Origin of the sequence: Parafrankia soli, from assembly GCF_001854695.1 — a bacterium.
Classification (GTDB): Bacteria; Actinomycetota; Actinomycetes; order Frankiales; family Frankiaceae; genus Parafrankia; species Parafrankia soli.
Window position 1 is genome coordinate 32782 of sequence record NZ_MAXA01000268.1, and the last position, 23237, is coordinate 56018.

Genomic DNA, 23237 nt, shown 5'->3' on the forward strand with positions numbered 1-23237 from the left:
CGGACCGGTTGACGCGGCTGACCGACGGCTTGGCTCAGGCGCGGATCCGCCACCGCGCCCCCGCCCGTCCTTCAGGGACTCCTCCAGATCGGCGAGCGCGTCCTGGACCCCGCCGCCCTCGCCGAGGTGCGCGCGGTCGGCCGCGGCTGCCGCCCCACCGGGGCCATAACATGGCCGCGATGCCGATGCTCCTGGTCGTCCACCACACCCCGTCACCGACGATGCAGGTGATGTTGGAGGCGGTGCTCGTCGGCGCCCGGGATGACGCGATCGAGGGTGTCGACGTCGTCGTCCGTCCGGCGCTGGCCGCGACAGCGGTCGACGTCCTCGCCGCCGACGGCTACCTGCTCGGCACACCTGCCAACATCGGCTACATGTCGGGCGCGCTCAAGCACTTCTTCGACCAGATCTACTATCCGTGTCTGGACGCTACGGTGGGTCGTTCCTACGCCCTGTACGTGCACGGCAACAACGACACGACTGGTGCTGTCCGGGCGGTGGAGTCGATCGCGACCGGCCTCCGCTGGAAGCGGCTGCGCGACCCGGTCAGCGTCGTCGGCGACCTGGACGCCGCAGCCCGCGAGGCCTGCTGGGAACTCGGCGCGACGACGGCGGCCAGTCTGATGCCAGTTTGATCGGCACGGACCGGCTGCCCGCCCGGCCCGGCAGGGCCCGGCGATGGTCAGGACACCCGTTTCCGGCCGCCCTCGCCCGCCGGCCCGCCTGCGGCGGCCGGGCGTGACGCGCTGCGCTGTCGGTCGCGGCATCCGATCATGACGGCCATGAGGTGGTCCGAATGCGGATCACCGCCGTCGGACTGGCGATCCCGCCGACCTCGACGGTTACTCCATTCGACGTGTTCCTCTCGCCGTTGTGGCAGGTCAGCTGGGAAGACGCCGTCGTGCTCACGCTCAGGGTCGATGTGCAGCCGCCATCGGAGCTGAAATTTCCGCCATCGAGCACGATGACCATGTGCACCGTGTCCTTCTCGATGAGGGTCACATGGATCTCGGTGGCGCCGGATGTTGCCGGGAGTGCGATGTCTGTCGGGGCCGTGACCTGGACCTCGCATTCACCGTCGGTACACGCGTTCAGATCCGTCCCGTCCTTCGCGACCGGCATTGTCGGTGATGCTGAGGTGGGTGACGGCGTGGACGGGCCGATCGAAGCAGGGGAGCGCGTCGGAGAAGGCGAGTGCGCCTGCGCTCCGGCGTCCGCGCCGTCCGAGGAGCACGCCGCCGACACGGCTGCCATCAGCAGCAAGACCGCGAGGAAGCTGGAAGGACGAATATGTAGCTGCGTCTGCATCCGTTGATCTAACTGCAGGTATCGAGGTTCGCGTCGGCTGATAGCACGCGTCGCTCGAGGATTCCGGGGCGATGCCGCCGCCGGAGGGTTGTGGGCGGCTGCGACGTGTGGCCGCCCCGCGCGCCCGGTGCGGATCGCGACGCGGGCGGAGGTGAATGCCGCACGGCCGTCCCGTCTGCGAAGATCGGGGTGTGGACGAGACATTCACACACACGGCGACGCACGACGCTGTCGTGACAGCGATCGAGTGTGAGGCCTTACGGACGGTCAGACCCTCCCGGTGCGGACGCGTGATCCGCTGATGCCCGGAGGGCGGGGATCAGGGCGCCGATCCGCTCCAGCTGGTCGAACTGGGAGCGCAGGTCCAGAGCACCAAGGCGGGTGACGATGTGGCGTGCGCCGCCGGCGACGTACCGGTCCAAGCCCTCGAGGACCTGGCCGGCGGAGCCGGTGACCACCGCCTGGATCTTTTCCAGCTCCTCCAGCGGCATCCCGTAGGCGGCCCGCGCGTAGTCGTCCAGCGCCCGCCGGCCGCGCTCGACGTCGTCATCGATTCGTATCGAGACGAACAGCGCGGGTGTGATGTCCTCGGCGGCGCGGCCGGCGTCGGCCGCCGCCGTGCGGATGTTCCGCAGCCCGGACGCGTAGTCGGCGGGGTCGGGCGGATAGGGCAGCCACCCGTCGTACGTCCGGCCGGTGCGGGCCAGCGCGGCCGGGGTCGCGCCGCCGAGCCAGATCGGCGGGCCGCCTGCCTGGAACGGCCTGGTCGCGGGCGGGATGCCGGCGAACCTGAGGATCTCGCCGTGGAAGGAGCCGGCACCGTTCCACAGCGCCCGCCACAACGCGACCGTCTCGTCCAGCCGGGCGAAGCGCCGTTCCCACGGGACCTCGGAAAGGGTGTAAAAGGGCCGTCCGAAACGGCCGGGGAAGCCCGCGCCCACCGTCACCGTGAGCCGGCCGCCGGACAGCAGGTCGATCGACGCCAAAGACTGCGCGGCCTGGATCGGCCTTCGCAGGAACGGCAGCAGCGCGCCCGTTCCCAGGGTCACGGTCTCGGTCGCCGGGGCGAGCGCGGCCAACATCGTCAGCGCCTCGATACGCGGGCTGATCAGCGAGTCATTGACGAAGAGCGAGGAGAAACCCAGGCGTTCGGCCCTGCGCCCGAACGCGACCAGCTCTCGAGGGTCCCCGTCCGCGCCCCACTGGGCGGCTCCGGTCGGAAGCAGTACACCGATGTCCATGGCAGTGATGCTTGTGACCGGGGCGGACAGCGACAATTCCCGGTGAGGAATGGCGCGGGATGCCACTGCCGGTAGAACAGGTCCGTGGACTTCCCTCGCGCGCTACGCGAACGCCGTACCCGCCGGCATCTCAGCCAGCTCGACCTGGCGCTGCGGGCGGGCACCACCCAGCGGCACCTCAGCTTCATCGAGTCCGGCAGGTCCGTCCCCGGCCGGAACATGGTCGTACGCCTGGCCGAGTCACTCGAACTGCCGCTGCGGGAGCGCAATGAGCTGCTGTTGGCTGCCGGGTACGCGCCCGTCTACCCGCAGAGCCGGCTCGACGACCCGGTGTTGGCCCCTGTGCGCACCGCGATCGACCACATCGTCCGTGGGCACCTGCCGTACCCGGCGCTGGTCGTGGACCGTAACGGCGACATGGTCGCCGCGAACGACGCGTTCGATCTGATCACCGAGGGCGCGGCGCCTGAGCTGGTCGGTCCGGGCAAGAACATCTACCGCCTCGCGCTGCATCCAGAGGGCCTGGCGCCCCGCATCCGCAACTTCGCCGAATGGGCGCGCCACATCCTGGCGCGCCTCGGCCACGTGGCGGAGCTGCGCGCCGAACTTACGAGGTACGTCCCCGAGCTGGCGCCGTCCGACGGGCAGCTCGGTTTCGCCGTCCCGCTTCACCTGGGGTCATCGCGCGGTGAGCTGCGCCTGATGACGACCGTGACGACCTTCGCCACCGCCGTCGATGTGACCCTCGCCGAGCTGAAGTTGGAGGCGTTCCTGCCGGTCGACCCGGCGACGGCCAAGGCCCTCTCGGTCGCCGCCGGGGCGGTGTCTCCCGCGACTCCCGGTCAGGCTCCCGGGAACATGTAGCCGACCTTGCTCCGGCCGCCGTCGTCGAGCACAGCGAACTCCAGGCCGCCTCCCGCCACAGTCAGTGGACGAGGCCCCTCGAAGGTCACCCGCGCAGAACGGGGAGACGATCGTGATCACGTGCCGGCGGACAGTTCGAGTACCTCCTTCATCTCCTTGATGTCGTGTGCGGTGCGGGCCTCGATCAGGCCCGCCAGGCTGTCGGGGAGGAGGTCCGTGATCCAGAGAAGTCGGCTGTGTCTGTCGCCGTCGGGTAGGACCTGGAAGGAGGCATGGTGGTGGCGTAGGGGCGGTCTGGCTCCCTCGACGACCGCGTAGACGAGTCGGCGTACCTCGTCATCGACGGCGACGATGAGCTCCCGCACCAGGTGCCCGTCCGGCATGGTCGGCGTCCTGACGTCCCCGTCGAGGCTGACATCCAGCACCCGTCCCGGTAGCAGCCGCCGATGCACCGCTCCCACGTCGCGCAGGACGTCCCACACCTCTTCTGGAGGCAGGGCGACAACGACTTCGTGTCGGATGGAAGCGATGTTGATCTCCTGGTCGGAGGCGGTGTCGTGTGGGGGGGAAATCTTCAGAACCATATTGGCCGTCGAGCGTGAAGGCGTGGCTGGCTGGCCCAGTGTGATCGACCGACGTAGAGGCCATCGCGACCGGCCTGCGCTGGAAGCGGCTGCTGTGACGGGGCGGTCTGGCGGCACCGGATAACTCACACGCGCGGAACCGGCCGCTGACAACTTTCTGGGCGAGGATGAGGACGGCGGCGAGCGCGAGCAGGCCGAGGGCGCGCAGGTAGACGGTGCCCTCGCGGTGGACCAGCGGGGTGGCCAGCACCGCGCAGGACAGCGCGCCGAGTGCCGGGGCCCAGGTGGGGGCACGGTAGGCGCCCGGCGGGACGGGCTCGCGACGCAACACCAGCGCGCTGGTGTTGACGACGAAGAAGACCAGCAGCAGGAGCAGGACGGTGGTGTCGGCAAGGCCGGCCAGCTGGCCGGTGCTGGCCAGCGCCACCGTCAGGGCCGTCACGAAGCCGATCGCTATCGGCGGGGTGCGTCGGCCGGGCAGCACCCGCGCGAAGACGGTCGGGATCGTGCCCTGGGCAGCCATGCCGTAGACGAGACGGGAAGCCATCACCATGTTCATCAGGGCGGTGTTGGCGACCGCGACCAGCGCGACCGCGGCGAACAGCTTCGACGGCACCGGCACGTCGGATGCCTTCACCACTTCCAGCAGCGGGGCACCGGAGCCGGTGAGGATGTCGGGATCCACCAGCATCGCGCAGGTGAACGCGACGAACAGGTAGACCGTGCCGGCGATGAACATGCCGCCGAACAGCGCCCGGGGCAGGTCCCGGCGCGGCCGGCGGGCCTCCTCGACGAGGTTCACCGAGTTCTCGAAGCCGAGCATCGCGTAGAACGCGAGCGTCGTGCCGGCGAGCAGGGCGAGCGGCGCAGGCCCCTCGGCACGCAGCTCGAAGGCCCGTCCCGGTTCGCCCGCTCCGGTAGCCAGCGCGTGCACGCCGATCCCGACGATCAGCAACAGCCCGGTCAGCTCGATCACGGTGAGCACAAGGTTCACCCGGGCCGACTCCCCGATCCCACGGGCGTTGAGAACCGCGGTCAGCAGGATGAACACGACCGCGACGACGACCGTCGGGGCCGCCACGAACTCCGCGAGGTATTTGCCCCCGATGGCCCGCGCGGCCGTGGCGGTGGAGGTGATCCCGGCGGCCAGCACGGTGAAGCCGACCATGAAGGTGAGAAACGGGCGACGGAACGCCTCGTTGGCGTAGAGCGCTGCTCCGGCCGCCCGGGGGTACTTGCCGACAAGCTCGGCGTAGGCCGTCCCGGTGAGGAACGCCAGTGCGAAGGCGATCAGGAACGGTGCCCAGATCATCCCGCCGACGTCGGCGGCGATCTGCCCGGTGAGCGCGTAGATCCCCGATCCGAGGACGTCACCGAGCACGAGGAACAACAGCATCCGCCCACTCAGGACACGCGCCAGGGTGGGCTGTGCGGCGTGCGCCGTTCGTCCGGTCACCGCCGTCTCGTCATCGGTTGTCCTGTCCCCGCGGGCTTGGCCGGCCGTCGTCCGGCCGATAGCGGTCGGACGCCCGTTCATCGTGTGGGTGCCCCTGATCCGCGGGCTGGTCGCTGCCCGCCACGCCGCCGGGAGAGCCGGGCCGACGTCCCCCGGGCCGAATACTGACACCGTGCCCGCCAGCCCGCCTGTTGGAGCTTGCCCAGCTCAGATGGTCACGATCGGGAACTGTCGGACCCGGCGTGGATGATGACGGCGCTTCGCCCAGGGCGCCCCCCCGCGCCGCCGGCGGGCCGGTCATCCTCCCGACCGGGGCCCCGGCTGGTCGGCCCGGTCGGCCCGGTCGGCTCGCCGAAACCCGCCTGTCGCTCCGGGGGCGCGCCCGGTGACAACGGGCGCTCCGGCTGGAGACATGTAATGCCAAGTTGCATCACACCGGGCCGGATGCCGAGCGTGTGCCGGAGCTCATGGACGTGCTGTGTGGCTGGCTCCAGGGTGGATCGCCAGGCCGTTTCGGTCTGATCGGCACTGGGATCGGGGCGAGGAACGCACGGAGGGCGTATCGGGCATCCTCGGCTCGTTGGCGGTCTTCGTCCGCCCGTACTAATGTACGCGCCATCGCTCTGGGTATATATGGCGTCGCTTTCGGTTGGATGGGTCCGAGGGAGGTTCGTCGCGGCGATCCATTCCGGCTGGCAGGACGATCCAGGCCAGATGGGCGGAAATGATCCCAGGCGGAGAGGACGATGTCGCGCGCGGAGATCGCTCGAGCGGCCGCGGCGGAGTGCGACGCACCGAACTGCGGCGCGGCCGTTTTCCGCCGAATAGTCTGTGTGTGGGCGGCAGTCGCGCCCGCAGTCATGCTCGCTTCCTTCGTCCTTCCCTCGCGCACCGCTGACCTGGTGGTCCGCGCCTGCGGCATGGCCGCTATAGCGTTCCAGGGTGGGTGCGAACTGTGGTCGGCACGGCGAGCGAGGGGTGGCGAGCGACGTTGGCGACTGCTCCTTCTCACCGGATGGATCACGGTGGCAGCCGGCCTGGTCATCACTTCCGTCAGGGCGTTGTTCTCGGGCCAGAGCCCGGTGCCACCCTTGTCGGGGACGGAACCGGCGTATCTGGCGTTCATTCCAGCATCCGTTGCCGCGCTGCTGGCTTTTCCCACCGACCCACTCAGCCCGGAGGACGAGCCGGTGCGCCGAGCCGGCCAGCACGGCACCCATTGGCGGACTGTCACCGTAATGGACGCGGTGCTCCTCGCCGGCTCGCTGAGCCTGCTCGGCTGGGTGGTCGTCCTCCAGCCTCTGGTGCGTGYGCGAGCACCCGCACCAGTTAGTCTCGCGGCCTTGTTGGCGTTCGGCATCGGATGTCTCCTGCTACTGATCACCGTCCTGCTCGTAGCGGCGTTCCGGCGCCCGCACCAGAAGAAGTCGTTCGCATTGCTCGGTGGCGGGCTGGCCTCCATCACCATACTTCTGCACGTGTCGCTCTACTTCATCGCGAGCGGCCAACCGGAGCCCCTGCAACTCGAAGCCGCCAACGCCATTGGCACTGTGATGATCGGGCTTGCCTGCATCGCGCCACCACGGCCATCGACTGGCTCTGTAGTTGCCGCTGCCCCCCTAAGTCTCGAATCCGCTCCTGACTCGTGGCGCGTCCGGTGGGCTGGCTGGCGGGCCGGACCCGGCGTACGCTGGGTGAGGATATTCCTCCCGTACGTTCCGCTGTCCGCGCTGGGCGTGCTGGCGGTCATTCAGATGTCAACCGAGGCGCGGGTCGAACCGATCGAGATATACGGCATCTTCGCGCTCGTGCTGATGGTGCTGATCCGGCAGATGCTGACTTTGGCGGACAACCAGAAGCTGCTGGACAGGGTTCAGCGCAGCCGTCGCCAGCTGCGCCACCAGGCGCTCCATGACCCGCTGACCGGGCTGGCGAACCGTGTGCTGTTCGGTGACCGGGTGGAAGAGGCGGTCGCTCGGCGAGCCCGCGGCCGGCTGGCTCTGCTCTTCTGCGATCTCGATGACTTCAAGAGTGTCAACGACACCCTGGGTCATCCGGCCGGGGACGAATTGCTGAGGATAACCGCTCGGCGGCTGCTTGGTTGCGTACCGCCCTCGGACACGGTCGCCCGTCTCGGTGGCGACGAGTTCGCGGTTCTTTTGGCGGACGATGCCGCGGACGCCGAGGCGGTCGGCAAGAGGGTGGCCGCGGTGGTCCGGGCACCGTGCTTTCTCGCCGGGCAGCCGTGCGCCATTCACGCGAGCCTTGGCCTGACAGTCGCCGTGTCGGCATCCTCGATAAGTGCCGAGGACCTGGTCCAGCAGGCGGATCTCGCCATGTACGCAGCCAAGCGGCGGGGGAAAAACAGTCTGGTCGTCTACGATCCTGAAATCTTCGCTCACGACCGGTCGCCGACGGCGCAACTCGCGCTGTCCCAGTTGTTGCGGGGCGATCCCGCCGGCGGCGTCATCGATGTCCTCTATCAGCCGATCGTCGATCTGACCCGCCATCACACGGTCGCGTTTCAGGCTTCAACGTGCTGGCACCATCCGACGCTCGGGTCGTTCACGGCAGAGCAGACGGTCACGGTCGCAACCGGAGTGGGGCTAAGAGCACAGCTCGAACAGTTGATCCTCGGCCGCGCCTGCCATGATATCGGCCACTACCGAAGGCAGACAGGGCAGAACGTCGCCGTCTGCGTCGGCGTTTCGGCGGCGAGGCCGGCTGGTGACTTACTGCCCGACGTCGAGGCGGCGCTGGTGGCCTCCCGCATCCCCGCCCAGGCCCTGATCCTCAGGCTTACGGACATGGAGTGCCTCGACGAGGAGGCCGCGCGCAGCCTGCGGACATGCGTCACCCGTGGCCTGCGCCTCGCGCTGAACGCCATCGCCAGGAACCAGAGCACCTTTCTGGCGCTCGACGAGCTGCCGATCCAGATACTCATGTTCGACAGCTACTACGCCGGCGGCCTGACGGGCAGCGCCAACCGGGCCGACCTGCTCCGCCGGGCACTGCTCGCCCTCGCCAGGGACCTCGGTCTCACGGTCGTTGCCACCGGCGTCCAGAACCGAGAGCAGGCACGCACATTGGCGCGCCATGGCTGCCGCTTCGGACAAGGACAGTTCTTCGGACCGCCAGCCGCACTGCCTGGTCAGCCGCGGCAACAGTGACATTGCAGGTGCGGTCCGTGGCGTCGAGACCATCACGACTGGTCTGAGATGGAAGCGGTTGCGTGAGCCGATCACCATCGTCGGTGAGCTGATCGCTGCGGACCGCGAGGCCTGCTGGGATCTCGGCGCCACGGCCCCGCGAGCCTTGTGATGTGGGCGAGGCGCTGCGGCCCTGCTCCGTGCGGGCCGGGCCGGACGGTTCTTTGCCGTGGACCTCGGTCGCCCCGCACCGTCGGCGATCGGCGGCACGTCGAGTCGACCCGAGCCCGTCCCGTTTCGGTCGTCACCGGCGAGGCGGACACCGTTGACGAGGTAGGCAAGGTGGGTGGACGACCTTTCGTCGCCGCCGGCCGGCGACCCGGCGTAGGTCAGCGCGAACGGCACGTCGGCGAGGGCCCCGTCGCGGATGCAACCGACCGTGACCGTCGCAGTGTCGTGACCGTCGTCGACCGCGACGACGTCGGTCGGCGCGCAGAAGACGTCACCTTCGCCGAGCGCGTTCACCTGCAGGTTTCCCGCCATCCGACCGAAACCTTCCGCCACCAGGCGGACTTCGTGCCGACCCCGGGCGAGCCGGACCACCTCGACCGTGCCCTCCCCTGAACTCCAGCCGTCTGTGAGCCGCATCGGCTCGGCCTGCTGGTCCGAGGCCGCAGCGGATGTCGAGGACGCGGCAGGCGGCACTGGTCCAGCAGCGATCGACGGCGCAGCAGGGGGCGAGGGTCTGTCGATCCGCAGGTACGCGAACACCTCGTCGTGTCCCGGGTCGCCGGGCAGCCGGTAGGCGAACATCACCGAGAACGCTGCGTCCGCCGGCTCTCCGCCCGCCCCGACGCATACGACGTCGACCTGTTCGTCGCCCCGGTGGTCGTCCCAGTCGCTCGCCCGGCAGGTCACCGCGTCGTCGCCGATCGCGGTCACCACCGCCGCGCCATGCCGGTCCGGGATCCCGCTGCCCTCGAACAGCACCCGATAGGCGCCGGGTGCCAGCCGGACGCCCCGGTCCGGCGGCGGCGGGAAATCGCCGGCCGCCGGCGGCGCCCGATCCTCGTCGGTCGACAGGTCCTGCTCTTCGCCGATCGGGGCGTTGCGCAGGTCGACGAGGGCCGCTTCGTAGCCGGACTGGTAGTGGTCGCCCTCCGCATCGGGCTTGGTCTGGAATCGGAACGAGCCGACGAGGGCAACGACGGCCGCGATCACGATCGAGACCGCGACCAACGCCTCTGCCCGGTCGACGTCGCGCGACCAGGCCACCAGCCTCGCAGTGGGCCTGGACCCTCGGCCCGGCGCTTCGGCGTCCTGCGCCGCATCGGGCTCGGCGTCCTGCGTCGTGTCAGGCGTCGTCCGGTCGATCGGTACGGAGTCCGTGCCGTCGGTTCCCGCGTCGCCAGCCCAGACGTCGTCAGTCCCGTCGACCATGCTCACTCCCGCATGAATGGCAGCACCGCGCCGCGGACCTGTCCGATTCTGCTCAATCTGGACGATAGGGGCGCGTGACCCGTGATGCGCGAACACGGCACGGCCGCGGAAGCGCCACTTGGTCGCGGCTGCTCCGTCGTGCTMATCGCCTTGTAGAGGCCCTGGATCGCCTCCATCGTGTGCGGGAGCACCATCGCCGGGTTGGTCATCCGTGATTGCATCGTCAACTCTCCTCCTGGGGCGTCCGCCCACTCGACTGACGAGTCACGGCTATGACGGATCGGAGCGACGGAAGGTAACGTGCACGGGGCTCGGTCGGACGGCCTTTCTGCGATGCCGCCGCCGGAGGGGGCTTGTGGGCGGCGGCGTGTGGCCGCCCCGCGCGCCCGGTGCGGATCGCGACGCGGGCGGAGGTGAATGCCGCACGGCCGTCCCGTCTGCGAAGATCGGGGTGTGGACGAGACATTCGCACGCACGGCGACGCACGACGCTGTCGCCGTTCTGCGTCAGGCGGGCGCGCGGTTCGCCTACCTGCACGGCAGTCGCGCTGTCGGGCGCCAGCGGGCGGACTCGGACATCGACATCGCTGCCTACTTCGGCGGGCCGCGGCCTCCCAACGCCTTCGACGTACTTCTGCCGCCTGGAGTCGACCTCCTCGTCCTGGACAACGCTCCGCTCGAGCTTGCCGGCCGGGTCGCCGTCGGCGGAACACTGCTCTTCGAAGACGACCGGGCCGCGCGCGTGCACTGGGAGGCGATGACCAGAAAGATCTACTTCGACGAACTCCCACGGATCACTCGCTCCCACCGGGAGTTCGCCGCCGCCCTGCTGCCCAGGACCGTGTAACCGGTGGTCGACCAGGTCCGGGTGCTGCGCCTGCTCCGCGCCGTCACCGACGACCTTTCCGTGCTGCGCAGCGAGGCAGACGCCGGCGACGAGCGCCGCGCGGACCCGATCTGGCTGCGCGGCGTCAAGTACACCTTCGTGACAGCGATCGAGGCTTGCGTCGACGTCGCGCAGCACATCTGCGCGGCGCGGGGCTGGGGACCACCAGCGGACAACGGCGACGCGGTCCGCCTTCTCGGCGATCACGGAGCGATGGACCCGGCGCTCGCCCGGTCGCTCCGCAAGGCCGTCGGCTTCAGGAACGTCCTCGTCCATGACTACATCGACGTCAACGACGAGATCGTCATCGCCCGGCTGAGGGCCCTCGACGACCTTGACGAATTCGTCCGGGAAATGGTCGTCTATGTGTCCGAGACGGACGCGTAGCCCACGGCCTCGGGAAGGTGCGACGGTAGCCGCCGGGTGAGGATCCCGTGGCGAAGGGCCGGATTCAGGTACCCGGTCACGAGGTAGGGATGGGCCCCGGCGGAGCGGGTTGCCGCGAGAGCAAGCGCCTTCGGGCGCAGCGCGGCCAGGACACGGGAGCCGGCCGGCACCGGCTCCGGCGCCGTGTCGAGGGTGTCGAGAAAGCCGGCCAGGTATCGCAGGGGCCGGGTGTACGTCCTGCCGAGCGCCGCCACGCTGGGGGCGTGGCTGGCGCCGAGGCCGAGCAGGAGCCGGTCCGGGTACGTCCGTGCGACCTCGTGGAAGGCGGCGGCGAGCGCGGTGGCCTCGGTGGCCCACACGTTGACGATCGCGGTGGCCATGACCATCCTGCGGGACGCCGCGAGCAGCTGTGCTGGCTGGCGCAGCTCGGGGGCGGAGGCGCCGAGCCACAGCGCCCCGTACCCGAGCTCGTCGAGCTCCGCCGCCGCCTCGGCGGCATCCGGCATGTTCCAGGCGAAAGACGGGGACCAGATGCCCACCCGTCCCAGAACTGTTCGATAGCGGTCGAACAGTTGGGAGGTTGGTGAAAGTGAGGCTGAGGGGAGAATGGCGACGAAGTCGAGACGGGTACTCGGCCTGCGGCACACGGACCCGGGCGAGGTGAGCCTGCAGGAGGCGCTCGAGGCGCTGGCCGACCCGGTGCGCCGGTCGATCGTGCGGACGTTGGCGGGCGAGGCGGACTTCGCCCGTACCTGCGGCACATTCGACCTGGCGGTGTCGAAGGCCACCGCCAGTCACCACTTCGCCGTTCTGCGCGCCACCGGCCTGCTCGAACAGGTCGACCAGGGTCCGCGTCGACTCAACCGGCTGCGCCGGGCCGAGTTCGACGCCCGCTTCCCGGGCCTGCTCGCCCTGGTTCTCGCCGAGGGCGAGCCGGCCGCCACGCACTGAGGGCCGCCTGTCCGGGTCGGTGTAGGACAGGCCGGGCTCCGGTTGCCGCCAGGAGGTGCGCACTCCCGACAACCGGGTCGTTGCGAACGCGACTGGCCGAGACTGAGCCAGTCCGTGCTCATAATCGCCGCTTCCAGGCGCGTGCCAGGCGGCCGACCCCGGCGTCGGGCGGAGTCACGGCCCGACGCCCAACCGGCTAACTCGCACCTCGCTCGGGCGGTGAGGGTGGGCCCGCCGCTACTTCTTCAGGACCGCCACGCCGAGTGGATTGCCGCCGACGGGGACCGTCGCGACGACGGCGCCGCGCTTCAGGTCGATCACCGAGACGTCACCTGACCAGAAGTTACTGGTGTAGGCACGGGGCTGGCGATGGTCGTCGTCCAACGCCACGGTGTTGGGGGAGTCACCGACGGGAATCTGCTTGACCGTGTAGAGACCGTTCATCGACCCCCAGGTCGTGACGCCGGTCGCCGGGTTCTTGGCGTCGTTCCAGGTCTCGGAGATCTGGACCGGCCAGCCGCGCCACGAGGCCCATTCATCGTGGTCGGCGTAGCCGGTACCGCTCAGTGCGGCCGCGGCGGGAGTCCCGCCGCCTCCGCCGGGCGCCGGGCTGGTGCCCGGCGTCGCCCCGGCGGTGGGAGTGGCACCCGCGGTGGGCGGCGTGCTCGGGCCGGGCGTGCCGGCGGGAGCGGTGCTGGTCGGGGCGGTGCTGGGCGGAACCGTGCTCGTCGGCGCGGCGGTGACCGAGGCGGTCGCGCTCGGTACCGGGCCGGCGCCGCCGCCCGAGCCCTGGGCCGGAAGGCAGGCGGACAGCCCCACCGCGGCGGCCGCGACAACGAGCGCGGCTCGCGCGGGCAGCACGGCCCTGTTTCTGGCCGCTGGTTTCGCCCGCCGGCTTCTCCAAGGCCATCTGTCCGGACGCAGGGCGACCGTAGGAAAACGGTCGTCGGGTTGTCAACGACCGGGAGTTGGGTAACTCCGTGACTGTTGCGGCGACAACATCGCGCGCTGTGTGGCACATCGGCGGCGCCGGCCGGAATTGTGGCCCCGTCGTTTTCGGGGTGGTGTCCGCGGTCGGGCGGTCGGCGGGTCACGGGGCGTCCCGGACCGGCTGCGGGGAGCGGACATCCCGGTGGCGCACGTGGTCCGGGGGTGCCCGTGCGGCGGTGCCCGACGGGCCGGGCGCGACGCCGGTTGATCTACCGGTCGGTAGCGATGCCACTGTTCGAACCGCCAGCGGTGTCAGGTTCGCGACCGGCACCTTCGGGCCATGTCTTTCGTCCCTTTCCTACCCTTGTGGCCCCTCTTGGTCTCTCCGGCTCTCGGGTTCCACGGTCGGCGGCGGGCCGCGCGTGCGGCCGGCGGGCCCGGGTGCGGCGATCGCCCCGTTGCGATGGCCGGCGGGGTGGGCCGCCGTCGGCGAGAACACTGGGAGCCACGCGGCGGCTGGTGTCGCGGCCACGACAGGTCGCCGCGTGGCGCCGGGCGTCGAGGCGTTTCTCCGCCGCGGCCGGGGCCTCGAATACGTGCCGTAACCCGGGCACGTCGCCCCGAATCGCCAAACGTATCCGGACTTTCCTTCTGTTTCGGCCGGACGTGTGCGACACGTGTGCGACGGTGACATTCCGCCGGCCATTGCCGTCGACACGCGCCAGGTGGGCGTCCTGGACACCGACCGCCTCGCCCTCATATTTTCGTCGCGCATACGGGTTCTACTTATCCGGGCGGTGGTTTACGGCCGAAACGTGATCCGGCGGCAGGCGCGAAATGTGTCCGTCAGGTGGCGATTCGAGTCGTGGTCGATCTCGCGGTCAGGTCGGAGGGACACCCGGCCACATGATGCGTGAACGATTTCGATCAACTTTCCGGAGAGTGATCCAGATGCCGTCGCGGGAGCGGCACGCACGAACCGACCCAACTACGCAAGGAGCTTCTTCATGAACAGAACAGCTATTCGTCGCGGCATGGCCATCGCGTTCGGCGGGGCCTTCATGGCCGGAATGGTCGCGGTCGGGCAGCCGGCCGGCGCGGCCACCGGCCCCGTCACCAGCCCGAAGGTCGACGCGCCCGCGCCGGCGAGCGTCTCGAGTGTCGGGGCGGCCTCGACCAAGGCCACCCGTAACAGCACCGGGGGTGTCGGTGCCGCGCACCTGGACGGCGCCTGCAACCTGTACAGCAACGGCGACGGCGACCTCTGCCTGTGGTATTTCCAGAACTACTCGGGCAGCCACGCGGACTTCTTCTTCTCGGACAGCAACCTCAACAACAACCAGTTCAACTCGCCCGGCGTCGGTCAGGGCGCCTGGGTGGGCAACAACTCGGAGTCCGTCTGGAACTACGACCGCCACCTGACCGCCCGGGTCTACACCGGCGTGAACTACACCGGTACCAACGGAACCATTGCCCCGAACAGCGGGGGAAACTTCACCAGCACGTTCCGCAACAACGTCGAGTCGTTCCAGTGGATCTGAGCCGGACCAACGGCTGATCCGTCCTGATTTCACCGCTCCCGCCGACGGGACGCTGTGCGGAGCCGGTCCCCGTCACCGATGACGGGGACCGGCTCCGGGTCCGTCGGCCGGAGTCCGGTGGTGGAACGAGAGGAGACTCGATGCCCCCCAGGGCGGGCCGCCACCGGTGCCCTGCTCCCCGCGGGTGGCTCGATGCCCGGTGGCCGCGGCGCGCCGCGCGCTGCCTGCTGGCATCCGCGCTGGTGCCGGCGGCGCTCGGCGCCGGCTGCGGTGCCGCGCCACCGCAGCCGGCGGCCACGGTGTCGGCGACAAGCCCGCCGGCGCTGCTCGACGGCGCCGCGCTGCACCTTCCGCTCGACCGCTACCTGCTCGGGCCGCAAGAGTCCGAAGCGGTCGCGCGGTCCTACCGGATCCTGCTCGCCGAGTGCATGCACCGGTTCGGGCTGCCCAGCCCGCAGCGGTCCGGCGCGGTGGACGGACCGGCCACGCTGAACGAGCGCCGTTACGGCATCACCGACCTGGAACAGGCCAGGGCGACCGGATTCCGGGTGTCGGAGCCCGGTCCCGACTCCGGTGCCGATCCCGAGTCCGGCCCGTCGAAGCCCGGGGGACCGGCGGGATCGGCGGGACCGGTCGATCCCCGGACGCTGGAGGTGCTCACCGGGACCGGCGGCGGGACGGTCGCGGGCCAGGCCGTGCCGGACGGCGGCTGCTCCGGTGAGGCGCAGCGCCGGTTGACCGCGGGCGCACCGCTGGTCGAGGACATGTACCTCGCCCAGCGGCTCGCCCAGGACAGCTATGTCGACTCCGGACGTGACCCCCGGGTACGCGCGGCGCTGCGGGCCTGGTCGGGGTGCATGCACGGCCATCATTTCGACTACCCGACGCCGCTGGCGGCCGCCGGCGACCCGCGTTTCCGCAGCGGGCCGGTGTCGGCGGCGGAGATCACCGTCGCGACCACGGACATCGCCTGTAAGCGGCAGACCAATCTGGTCGGCGTCTGGTTCACCGTCGAGTCGGAGATCCAGCGCCCCGAGGTCGCCGCGAATCGGGAGCCGCTGGAGCGCATCAGGCGCACCAACGAGATCCAGCTGAAGGTCGCGCGGAGCCTCGGACTCGGTTAGCCCTGCCAGCCCGAGGAAGTCAGCGAAAGCGAACCGAAGTTCGGCTTCCAACCATCAAACGGAATCATGCGCGACGAGGCCGGATATCCTCCGGCCGGGTTAGGAGAAGTGCGCAGCAGTGAAGAGACATCTACGCCGGGCCGCGGCTACCTGCGGATTCATCGGCGCAGTGGCGATGACCCAGTTAACTGCTCCGGGTGCCGCGTCCGCGGCGCCGCCCGACCTCACCGGCCGTTACATCGTGGTGCTGAAATCCGCGCCCTCGGCGGCCGCCTCCGCGGCGGCCGCGACCCGGGCCCGGGATCTCGGTGCCCAGGTGACCCGCGAGTTCCAGTACACGCTGAACGGGTACTCCGCGCAGCTCGACCCGGCTCAGCTTGCCGCCGTCCGGGCGGATCCCGAGGTCGCCTACGTGGAACCCGACCAGGTGGTGCGGGCCGATACCGAGCAGCGAACGGCAGACTGGGGCCTGGACCGCATCGACCAGCGCAAGCTCCCACTGAACCGGGCGTACACGTACGCCTCGACCGGCGCCAGGGTCACCGCCTACATTGTCGACACCGGTATCCGCACCAGCCACCGGGACTTCGGTGGCCGCGCCTCCGGCGGTTTCTCCGTCATCGATGACGGTTACGGAACCGAGGACTGCAACGGCCACGGCACGCACGTCGCCGGAACGACCGGGGGAACGGCGCACGGCGTCGCCAAGTCGGTGCGGCTCGTCTCGGTGCGTGTTCTGGACTGCGCCGCGTTCGGCACCGTCAGCGGCGTCATAGCCGGCGTCGAATGGGTCACCGCCCATCACGGCAGTGGCCCCGCCGTGGTGAACATGAGCCTGACCGGCGGCGCGTCGCGGGCGTTCGACCAGGCGGTGCGGCAGTCGATCGCCTCCGGCCTGGTGTACTCGGTGGCCGCGGGAAACAGCAACGACGACGCCTGCGCCATCTCGCCCGCGCGGGTGCCCCGGGCGATCACCGTCGGGGCGACGACGACCGCCGACAGCCGGGACACCACGTACTCCAACTTCGGCTCCTGCGTGGACGTCTTCGCTCCGGGGACCGGGATCACCTCGGACTGGAACACCTCCGACACCGCCACCAACACCATCAGCGGGACGTCGATGGCGACCCCGCACGTCACCGGTGTGGCGGCGCTCTACCTGCAGCAGCATCCCGGCGCCGGGCCCAACAAGGTGCGCGACGCGATCGTGGACACCGCGACCCGCGGCGCGCTGACCAACATCGGCGCCGGCTCGCCGAACCTGCTGCTCTACTCACGCGGGTCGGGCTTCTGACCCATCAAGATAGTCAACAATGTTGACGTTCCGCCTCGGGCAAAAAGGATCTTGAAAACCTGAGACAGCMCAGTACAAGGCCGGGCTCGGCGGGGAGACGCGCTTCGCGTCAGCCCGCCGGGCCCGGCTCGCGCAGTGTGGCCAGGCCGTCCGCGAGGACGTCGATCGTGCCCCGGGGCGGGAGCAGGGCATGTGAGCTCCAGGGGAGTTCCGCGCGGACCTCCTCGGGCGTGTGGCGGCCCCCCAGGATTCCGCCGGTGAGGGCGGCGACCGTGTCGGTGTCCCCGCCGAGACCGATCGCGGCCGTCAGCGCCGCGCCGAGCGTCGGCCTCGTCGCCACGCAGTGCAACACGGCGCCGAGGGTCTCCACCGGGTCGAGGCTGACCCCGGCCGGCGGTGGTGCCCACCGTCCCCGCTCGATCGCCCTCACCAGAGCGGAAAGCGACTGAACCGCGTCGACCCCTGCCAGCGCGTCGGTTCCTGCCACTGCGTCGGACGCCGCCGGCGAGGCGATCCCGGCCAGCGCGTCGGCCTCCGCCGCCGCCACGGCCAGCAGCATCGGCCCGTCCACGCCCTCGACCGCCCAGGATGCGCAGGCGGCGGCGACGGCGGCCGCGGCCTGCGCGACCGGGTCGGGGTGGGTGATCGCCGACAGCGCGCGCACCCACTGACGGCGCCGTTCCGTCGCCTCCGGCGCGGTCGCCCAGCCGATCGGCAGCGCCCGCATGAGGGCGCCGTTGGTACGGCCGCCCCGCGCCGGTGGCCTCCCGTGTGCGCGGAAATGTTCGATCGCGGCGATCGTGCTCGGGCCCAGCCCGTAGATCGACGCCGCCCGGTCGGCCAGCGTCCCCATCAGCGCGGCCGGATCACCCGCGCCGCCGTGGGTGGTCAGGTGCTCCGCGACGAGCAGAGTCAGCGCGGTGTCGTCGGAGGTGCTGCCGCGCTCCCACCGCCCGCGGGCCGGGATGTCCGCGGCCCGCCGGAGGTCGACGTCCCGCGGTGCGCTCCCCTCCCACGGGAGCCCGAAGGCGTCGCCGCACGCGTACGCCGTCAGCGCCCCCGCGATCCGCCCCGCCGCGGACGCCGCCCCAGCCGGTCCCCCCGCGAATGTCTGGCCCCTGGACGTCACGACACCCTCCCCCGGCCAGCCATCCCGACGCCCCCGGATGCCCCGACGCAGTCCGGGGCGATGCGCGGCGGCTGAGTGTCACTATGGACTCGCTCAGGCCGCCACAGTTCACCGTTCTCGCGATCCGCCTGACCGTCCGCGGACGGTCAGACCGTCGCGGGAGGCTGGGTGCGGGTCGAGATCGCGACGCGGTTCCAGACGTTGATCGTCGCGATGGCGACCACCAGGTTCGCCACCTCCTCCTCGCTCCAGACCTTCGTCGCGCCGTCCCACACGTCGTCGGGGACGCCGTCCTGGCCGAGCCGGGTGACGGCGTCGGTCAGTGCGAGCGCCGCCCGCTCCTTCTCACTGAAGAAGTGCGACTCGTGCCAGGCGGCGACCGCGAACAGCCGCCGGCTCGACTCGCCGGCGGCGAGCGCGTCGCGGCTGTGCATGTCCACGCAGAACGCGCAGCCGTTCAGGATCGACGCGCGCAGCTTCACGAGTTCCAGCACGGTCCCGTCGACGGTCGACCGGACGTACTTCTCCAGGCCCATCACCGCCTTGTAGGCGTTCGGTACGACGCTCGCCATGTCCATGCGCTGCATGGTGACCTCCTCGTCATCGTGCGTGCCGTGGGATGGTTCCACCTCGACGACGACGTCCCGGGGCGCACCGTGACATCGTCTCRATGTGCTCCCGGTCACATGATCGGGGCTGCGTCGGGGCGCCGCCAGCGGGCGGGCCGGGGCATCGGCGTCGGCGGGGCGTCCTGTCAGCAGGGCTCGGGCGTGGCGGTGGCGACAACACCCTCCGGCCGGGCTCCGGCGGCGCACGGTGTCGCCGAGAGCGACGGATCGGGCGTCGGCGGGGCGGAGGCGTCGCCGGTGGGGGAGACGGCGTGCGTCGGTGTCGCCTGCGCCGACGGGTCGGTCCGGACGCCCGCCGTCGGCTCCGGGCCGGCCGGGATGCCGGCCTGGGTCGGCGGCGCGCTGCCCTGCCCCGGCTCGGCACGGCCGGTACGCGCGACGGTGGTCGGCGCGACCACGGTGGGCCGGGAGGTGGTGGCGGGCGGGGTGGTGGCGGTGACGCCCCGCTGCGACGGGCCCGGGGACGGGCGGCTCGGGCCGCTCTCCGCCCGGGAGGCGTCCGACGCGGTGAGCAGGACGACCACGCCGACGACGAGCCCGAAGGCGACGACGGCCGCGACCATGGCGGCACGGTCCCGCCGGCCGGATGCCGCCAGCAGGCTCAGCCACGCCCGCGGGTCGGGCGGCCAGGCCCCCGGCTCCGCCCTGGCGCCACCTGGGTGGTCCGGCTCGCGGTCGCGGCCGGTCGGCTGGTCGCCGGCACCGGCCCGGGTACCGGCGCCGCCGGCGGCGCTACCGGTACTGGTACCGGTCCCTCCGGCCCCGGTGGCGGCGGGGGCCTGGGCGGTCAGCAACGGCCCTGTCACCTCCGCCGCGTTGAACGCCGACACCGAGGCCACGGTGGCGGTCCGGCGCGGCCGGATCGACGGGTCGGTGGTCTCGTTCCGGTTGTCGGCCAGCGCCGACAACCGCGGCACGGGCACGGTGCCGAGGGAGGAGTCCCCACCCGGGGGCTCCTCCCAGGAACCGGGGTCCGCGCGGGTCGCCAGTGGCTGGGTGGGCCGGTCGACGGCGCGGAACTTCGCCGGGCCGTCCCCCTGGCCGCCGGCCGGCCCCCCGGGCCCGCGCGTCGCCGTCCGCCGGATGCCGGCGGCGGGCCCGCCCGGGTTGGCGGCGCCGGCCACCGCGCCGGCCGCGGCCGCGATCCGTCCGGCACGTTCTCCGCGCTCGCCCCGCTCCCCGCGTTCTCGTTCCCCGCGCGCCGTCTGCGTCGCCCGTTCGTCCCGGTCTGGTCGCTCGCCCCGGTCTGGTCGCTCGGCCCGCTCGGCGGCCGGTCGCTCATCCCGGCCGGAGTGGGCGGGGTGGTGCGCGAGTGACGCGGGCGGTTCCCACTGCCACGGGGTGAGCGCGTTCGCCGCCGCCCGGGCGGGATCAGGGGAGCCGCCGCGTGAGCCGGGTTCGGTGACCAGCGTCCGGACCAGCTCCGCCGCGCTCGGGCGGGCCTCGGGCCGGCGGGCCAGCGCCGCCCGCACGGCGGCCAGCAGGTCCGGCGGGACGCCGTCGAGGTCGGGCTGCTCGTCGCGGCGCAGCACGGTCAGCACGTCGGCCGGCTCGGCGCCGCCGAAGGGCGGGTGCCCGGTCGCCGCGTAGGTGACGCAGGCACCCCAGGCGAACACGTCGGCCGCCGGGGTCGCGCGCTCGCCGCGCAGCTGCTCGGGCGCCATCCAGGCGGGGGTGCCGACGAGGATGCCGGTGCGGGTGTGGGTCGGGGTGCCGCTGGCCCGGGCGATGCCGAAGTCGATCACCTTCGGCCCGTCCCAGGCGAGCAGGATGTTGGACGGCTTGAGATCGCGGTGCACCACGCCGACCGCGTGGATGGCGACGAGGGCGTCGGCGAGGCCCACCCCGAAGCCGTGCAGCAGCCGCTGCTCGAGCGGGCCGTGCCGGATCACCGCGTCGGCGAGGCTGGTGCCCTCGACGTACTCGACGGCCATCCAGGGCGAGGTCGCGTCGGGGTCGGCGTCGACGACCGCGGCGACGGCGCGGCCGCGGACCCGGCGGGCGGCCTCGACCTCGCGCCGGAACCGGGCGCGGAACTCGGGGTCGCCGGCGAGGCCCTCGGCGGGCACCTTGACGGCCGCGGCGCGGCCCTCGGCGGTGAACCCGAGGTACACCGAGCCCATCCCGCCGGCGCCGATCCTGTTGTGGATCTCGAACGGGCCGATGCGCCGGGGGTCACCCGCCGCCAGCGGTGTCAGCACCGTGCCCCCTCGTTACCGGCCCGGCCGGGCCGCTGCGTCGATCCTGCCGTGGGCGTCGTCCGCCCCCTGTCCGTGATGTCATGAGCGCGCTGCTTTCGCCCGACTGTGTCGGGCGTCCCACAATGCCAACTCTCGTGCCCGAATCGCGGTAGGCCCGTCCGGGTGCGTCCGTTGTGCCCGTCACACTCGCCCGGTTGGGGGGTGGGTCGCCGGTTCTCGATGGCCACGTCAGCGGTGGTTGTCCACCGTCGGATCATCGGACGGGATGGGGTCGAGGGCCACGAAATCCGTGCCGTTCCAGCGGAAACGCACCGACGTCGTCCCCGTGGGTGTCGTTCCGTTCGCGACGTAGGTCTGGTAGGTCACCGTCGCGTCGGTGTTCGTCCTGACCTCCACCGTGATGGCGTTGCTCGGCGCTTTGGTGTCGGTGCCCTGGTACTCGCCGTCGGCGAAGACGAACGCCGTCTGGCGCTGCCGGCCGTCATCCCCCTGCCTGGTGCCGCGGACGAGGTTGAGCATCCGGTCCGGGTCGTAGGAGCCCATGTCGGGGGTGTAGCCATGCTCGCGGACGACCCCGGCCGCCTCGTCGGCGCTCATCACCCGCCGTGGCGTCGAGGTGGATGTCGGCCCGCTCCCGGGTGTGGTCGGTGGCGCTGTGGTGGCGCCCGAGCCGGGGCTCGTCGGGTTCGTGACCGGCCCGGTCGGCCCGGCCGAGGTGGTGGGCCCGCCGTTGGGGGCGGTGGTCGGGCCGCTCAGGGTGGAGGTCACGTCCGGCCCCGTGGACGGGCCGGCCTGGCCGCCGTCCCCATCGCTGCCCGACAGCAGCAGGGCTCCCGCGGTGACGCCACCGACGACGAGCAGCACCGCCAGGGCGGCGAGCACGGCCACGGGCATCCCGCGACGGCCGTGATCGGGCCGTCCGCCGCCGTCCGGACGTCCTGCTCCGGGCGGTCCCGTGCCCGGCCCGCCGAAGCCGGGCCAGCCACCGCCCGACTGGCCGGAGTCGGCCCAGCCGCCCCGGTAGGAGTCGCTGGGAGGTGGGCCGCCCCGTGGACCGGCACCGTGTGGATCGGCGTCCCGGGGATGACTGCCCGCCGGCGGGTGCCCGCGCAGCGGCGTGGCGCCCTCGGGCGGGGTCGGCGGCAGGTTCCACCACCGGCTCATCAGGAGCCCGGTCGCCGCGTCCGAGTCGGCCGGGCCGCTGACCGGCCGACCGAGCAGCCCGCCGAGGATCTCGGCGGCGCTGGGCCGCGCGGCCGGCTCCTTGCGCAGCGCGGCGCGCACGTGCGGCTCGATGGTCGGTGGCAGGCGTTCCAGCACCGGCTCGCCGGTGAGGATCTGCAGGCCGACGGCCTCGGCCCGGTCGCCGCGGAACGCCGGCTGCCCGGCCGCCGCGAACGCGACGCACGCCCCCCATGCGAAGACGTCGGCGGCCGGCCCGGCCCGCTCGCCGCGCAGCTGCTCGGGCGCCATCCAGGTCAGGGTGCCGATGAGGCTGCCGGCCCGGGTGTGCGAGGTGTTGTTCTCGGCCCGGGCGATGCCGAAGTCGATGACGCGGGGCCCGTCCCAGGCCAGCAGGATGTTGGACGGTTTGAGATCGCGGTGCACCACCCCGGCGGCGTGGATGGCGACCAGGGCGTCGGCCAGACCGACGGCGAGCCCGGTGAGCAGGCGCTCGTCGAACGGGCCCCGGGTCGCGACCGCGTCGGTGAGGTTGCGGCCCTCGACGTACTCGGTGGCCATCCACGGGCGCGTCCCGGTGAGGTCGGCGTCGATGACGGCGGCTACGGCGTTGCCGCGCACCCGGCGGGCGGCGTCCACCTCCTGCCGGAAGCGGGCGCGGAACTCGGGGTCGTCCACCAGCCCCGCCGAGGGAACCTTGATCGCGGCCGGCTTGCCGTCGTCGGAGAAGCCGAGGTAGACGATGCCCATGCCGCCCGCGCCGATGCGGTTGGCCAGCCGGTACGGACCGATCCGCTGCGGGTCGTCCGTGGTCAGGGGCGTCAGCACCGCGTCCTGGATACCTCCTCGTGCGGGGGCGCCCGTGCGGCGCTCGGTGGTGGCCCGCCTGGTGCGTCCGGTGACGCTGGACGTTCCAGGTGGAACCTGTCGGGGACGCCGGAA

19 protein-coding genes and 1 pseudogene are annotated in these 23237 nt (G+C 71.7%); 11 read left to right on the forward strand and 9 right to left on the reverse strand.

Translation table 11 applies throughout. The annotated features are described in order from the left end of the window. Positions 1 to 170 precede the first annotated feature (170 nt). Both BBK14_RS31670 and BBK14_RS37925 read left to right on the forward strand, forming a co-directional pair. Positions 171 to 635, forward strand: coding sequence for a flavodoxin family protein (locus tag BBK14_RS31670; RefSeq protein WP_071066828.1), 465 nt, complete (start codon positions 171 to 173; stop codon positions 633 to 635). Positions 636 to 796: 161 nt separating this feature from the next. Next, positions 797 to 1315 carry a hypothetical protein gene (locus BBK14_RS37925; RefSeq protein WP_131802479.1) on the forward strand — a complete coding sequence of 173 codons (519 nt, stop codon included), beginning with the start codon at positions 797 to 799 and terminating at the stop codon, positions 1313 to 1315. Positions 1316 to 1565: 250 nt separating this feature from the next. Here the strand turns inward: BBK14_RS37925 and BBK14_RS31680 are convergent, their stop codons facing one another. Beyond that, positions 1566 to 2549 (reverse strand): LLM class flavin-dependent oxidoreductase, encoded by a 984-nt coding sequence (locus BBK14_RS31680; protein WP_071066830.1) that lies wholly within the window; start codon positions 2547 to 2549, stop codon positions 1566 to 1568. Between the two features lie 84 nt (positions 2550 to 2633). On the opposite strand from BBK14_RS31680, the gene BBK14_RS31685 reads away from it, so the two are divergent. Continuing rightward, the gene (locus tag BBK14_RS31685) at positions 2634 to 3413 is read left to right on the forward strand and encodes a helix-turn-helix domain-containing protein (RefSeq protein ID WP_071066831.1); all 780 of its coding nucleotides are present in this window, start codon (positions 2634 to 2636) and stop codon (positions 3411 to 3413) included. 116 nt (positions 3414 to 3529) lie between these two features. Here BBK14_RS31685 and BBK14_RS31690 read toward each other — a convergent pair whose 3' ends face one another. Together BBK14_RS31690 and BBK14_RS31695 are read right to left on the reverse strand one after the other, a co-directional pair. After that, the gene (locus tag BBK14_RS31690; RefSeq protein ID WP_083391386.1) at positions 3530 to 3997 is read right to left on the reverse strand and encodes an SRPBCC family protein; all 468 of its coding nucleotides are present in this window, start codon (positions 3995 to 3997) and stop codon (positions 3530 to 3532) included. A 241-nt stretch (positions 3998 to 4238) separates the two neighbouring features. Next, positions 4239 to 5534 (reverse strand): annotated as a pseudogene (locus tag BBK14_RS31695) (APC family permease); the annotation flags it as partial. A gap of 944 nt (positions 5535 to 6478) precedes the next feature. Between BBK14_RS31695 and BBK14_RS31700 the strand changes: the two are divergent. The 4 genes from BBK14_RS31700 to hepT all read left to right on the forward strand — a co-directional run bounded on the left by BBK14_RS31700 (position 6479) and on the right by hepT (position 11314). After that, positions 6479 to 8623: a diguanylate cyclase domain-containing protein gene (locus BBK14_RS31700; protein ID WP_241832013.1), complete on the forward strand. Its 2145-nt coding sequence runs from the start codon at positions 6479 to 6481 to the stop codon at positions 8621 to 8623. A gap of 435 nt (positions 8624 to 9058) precedes the next feature. Beyond that, a complete protein-coding gene (locus tag BBK14_RS38625) occupies positions 9059 to 9226 on the forward strand; it encodes a hypothetical protein (RefSeq protein WP_157904373.1) in 168 nt (55 codons plus the stop codon). A gap of 1269 nt (positions 9227 to 10495) precedes the next feature. Continuing rightward, a complete protein-coding gene (locus BBK14_RS31715; RefSeq protein ID WP_071066835.1) occupies positions 10496 to 10888 on the forward strand; it encodes a nucleotidyltransferase domain-containing protein in 393 nt (130 codons plus the stop codon). A gap of 3 nt (positions 10889 to 10891) precedes the next feature. Beyond that, a complete protein-coding gene (hepT, locus tag BBK14_RS31720) occupies positions 10892 to 11314 on the forward strand; it encodes a type VII toxin-antitoxin system HepT family RNase toxin (protein WP_071066836.1) in 423 nt (140 codons plus the stop codon). Here hepT and BBK14_RS31725 read toward each other — a convergent pair. Beyond that, complete coding sequence (locus BBK14_RS31725) at positions 11290 to 11853, reverse strand: LLM class oxidoreductase (RefSeq protein ID WP_241832014.1); 564 nt, start codon at positions 11851 to 11853, stop codon at positions 11290 to 11292. The genes hepT and BBK14_RS31725 overlap by 25 nt on opposite strands. A gap of 67 nt (positions 11854 to 11920) precedes the next feature. Here BBK14_RS31725 and BBK14_RS31730 point away from each other — a divergent pair, with 67 nt between their 5' ends. Continuing rightward, a complete protein-coding gene (locus BBK14_RS31730) occupies positions 11921 to 12265 on the forward strand; it encodes an ArsR/SmtB family transcription factor (RefSeq protein ID WP_071066837.1) in 345 nt (114 codons plus the stop codon). A gap of 237 nt (positions 12266 to 12502) precedes the next feature. On the opposite strand, the gene BBK14_RS31735 is transcribed toward BBK14_RS31730, so the two are convergent. Continuing rightward, positions 12503 to 13126: a hypothetical protein gene (locus tag BBK14_RS31735; protein ID WP_083391389.1), complete on the reverse strand. Its 624-nt coding sequence runs from the start codon at positions 13124 to 13126 to the stop codon at positions 12503 to 12505. Between the two features lie 1076 nt (positions 13127 to 14202). On the opposite strand from BBK14_RS31735, the gene BBK14_RS31740 reads away from it, so the two are divergent. From BBK14_RS31740 to BBK14_RS31750, 3 genes are all read left to right on the forward strand, one after another. Continuing rightward, entirely contained in the window at positions 14203 to 14736 is a 534-nt protein-coding gene (locus BBK14_RS31740; protein WP_071066838.1) for a peptidase inhibitor family I36 protein, read from the forward strand. A gap of 140 nt (positions 14737 to 14876) precedes the next feature. Further along, positions 14877 to 15860, forward strand: a complete 984-nt coding sequence (locus BBK14_RS31745; RefSeq protein WP_071066839.1) for a hypothetical protein — start codon at positions 14877 to 14879, stop codon at positions 15858 to 15860. A 175-nt stretch (positions 15861 to 16035) separates the two neighbouring features. Then, positions 16036 to 17154, forward strand: coding sequence for a S8 family peptidase (locus BBK14_RS31750; RefSeq protein WP_235013724.1), 1119 nt, complete (start codon positions 16036 to 16038; stop codon positions 17152 to 17154). A gap of 109 nt (positions 17155 to 17263) precedes the next feature. Here BBK14_RS31750 and BBK14_RS31755 read toward each other — a convergent pair whose 3' ends face one another. From BBK14_RS31755 to BBK14_RS31770, 4 genes are all read right to left on the reverse strand, one after another. After that, complete coding sequence (locus BBK14_RS31755; protein ID WP_071066841.1) at positions 17264 to 18283, reverse strand: ADP-ribosylglycohydrolase family protein; 1020 nt, start codon at positions 18281 to 18283, stop codon at positions 17264 to 17266. 146 nt (positions 18284 to 18429) lie between these two features. Then, on the reverse strand, positions 18430 to 18870 hold the full coding sequence (locus BBK14_RS31760) for a carboxymuconolactone decarboxylase family protein (RefSeq protein ID WP_071066911.1): 441 nt from the start codon (positions 18868 to 18870) through the stop codon (positions 18430 to 18432). A gap of 167 nt (positions 18871 to 19037) precedes the next feature. Then, positions 19038 to 21113: a protein kinase domain-containing protein gene (locus BBK14_RS31765; RefSeq protein WP_071066842.1), complete on the reverse strand. Its 2076-nt coding sequence runs from the start codon at positions 21111 to 21113 to the stop codon at positions 19038 to 19040. A 228-nt stretch (positions 21114 to 21341) separates the two neighbouring features. Then, a complete protein-coding gene (locus tag BBK14_RS31770) occupies positions 21342 to 23123 on the reverse strand; it encodes a protein kinase domain-containing protein (RefSeq protein WP_071066843.1) in 1782 nt (593 codons plus the stop codon). Positions 23124 to 23237: the final 114 nt, after the last annotated feature.

Excerpts from the sequence above, each read along its gene's own strand:
- BBK14_RS31670 (WP_071066828.1), top strand. The coding sequence starts at position 171 with ATGGCCGCGATGCCGATGCTCCTGGTCGTCCACCACACCCCGTCACCG.
- BBK14_RS37925 (WP_131802479.1), top strand. The coding sequence starts at position 797 with ATGCGGATCACCGCCGTCGGACTGGCGATCCCGCCGACCTCGACGGTT.
- BBK14_RS31680 (WP_071066830.1), bottom strand. The coding sequence starts at position 2,549 with ATGGACATCGGTGTACTGCTTCCGACCGGAGCCGCCCAGTGGGGCGCG.
- BBK14_RS31690 (WP_083391386.1), bottom strand. The coding sequence starts at position 3,997 with ATGGTTCTGAAGATTTCCCCCCCACACGACACCGCCTCCGACCAGGAG.
- BBK14_RS31730 (WP_071066837.1), top strand. The coding sequence starts at position 11,921 with ATGGCGACGAAGTCGAGACGGGTACTCGGCCTGCGGCACACGGACCCG.
- BBK14_RS31740 (WP_071066838.1), top strand. The coding sequence starts at position 14,203 with ATGAACAGAACAGCTATTCGTCGCGGCATGGCCATCGCGTTCGGCGGG.
- BBK14_RS31745 (WP_071066839.1), top strand. The coding sequence starts at position 14,877 with ATGCCCCCCAGGGCGGGCCGCCACCGGTGCCCTGCTCCCCGCGGGTGG.
- BBK14_RS31750 (WP_235013724.1), top strand. The coding sequence starts at position 16,036 with ATGACCCAGTTAACTGCTCCGGGTGCCGCGTCCGCGGCGCCGCCCGAC.
- BBK14_RS31760 (WP_071066911.1), bottom strand. The coding sequence starts at position 18,870 with ATGCAGCGCATGGACATGGCGAGCGTCGTACCGAACGCCTACAAGGCG.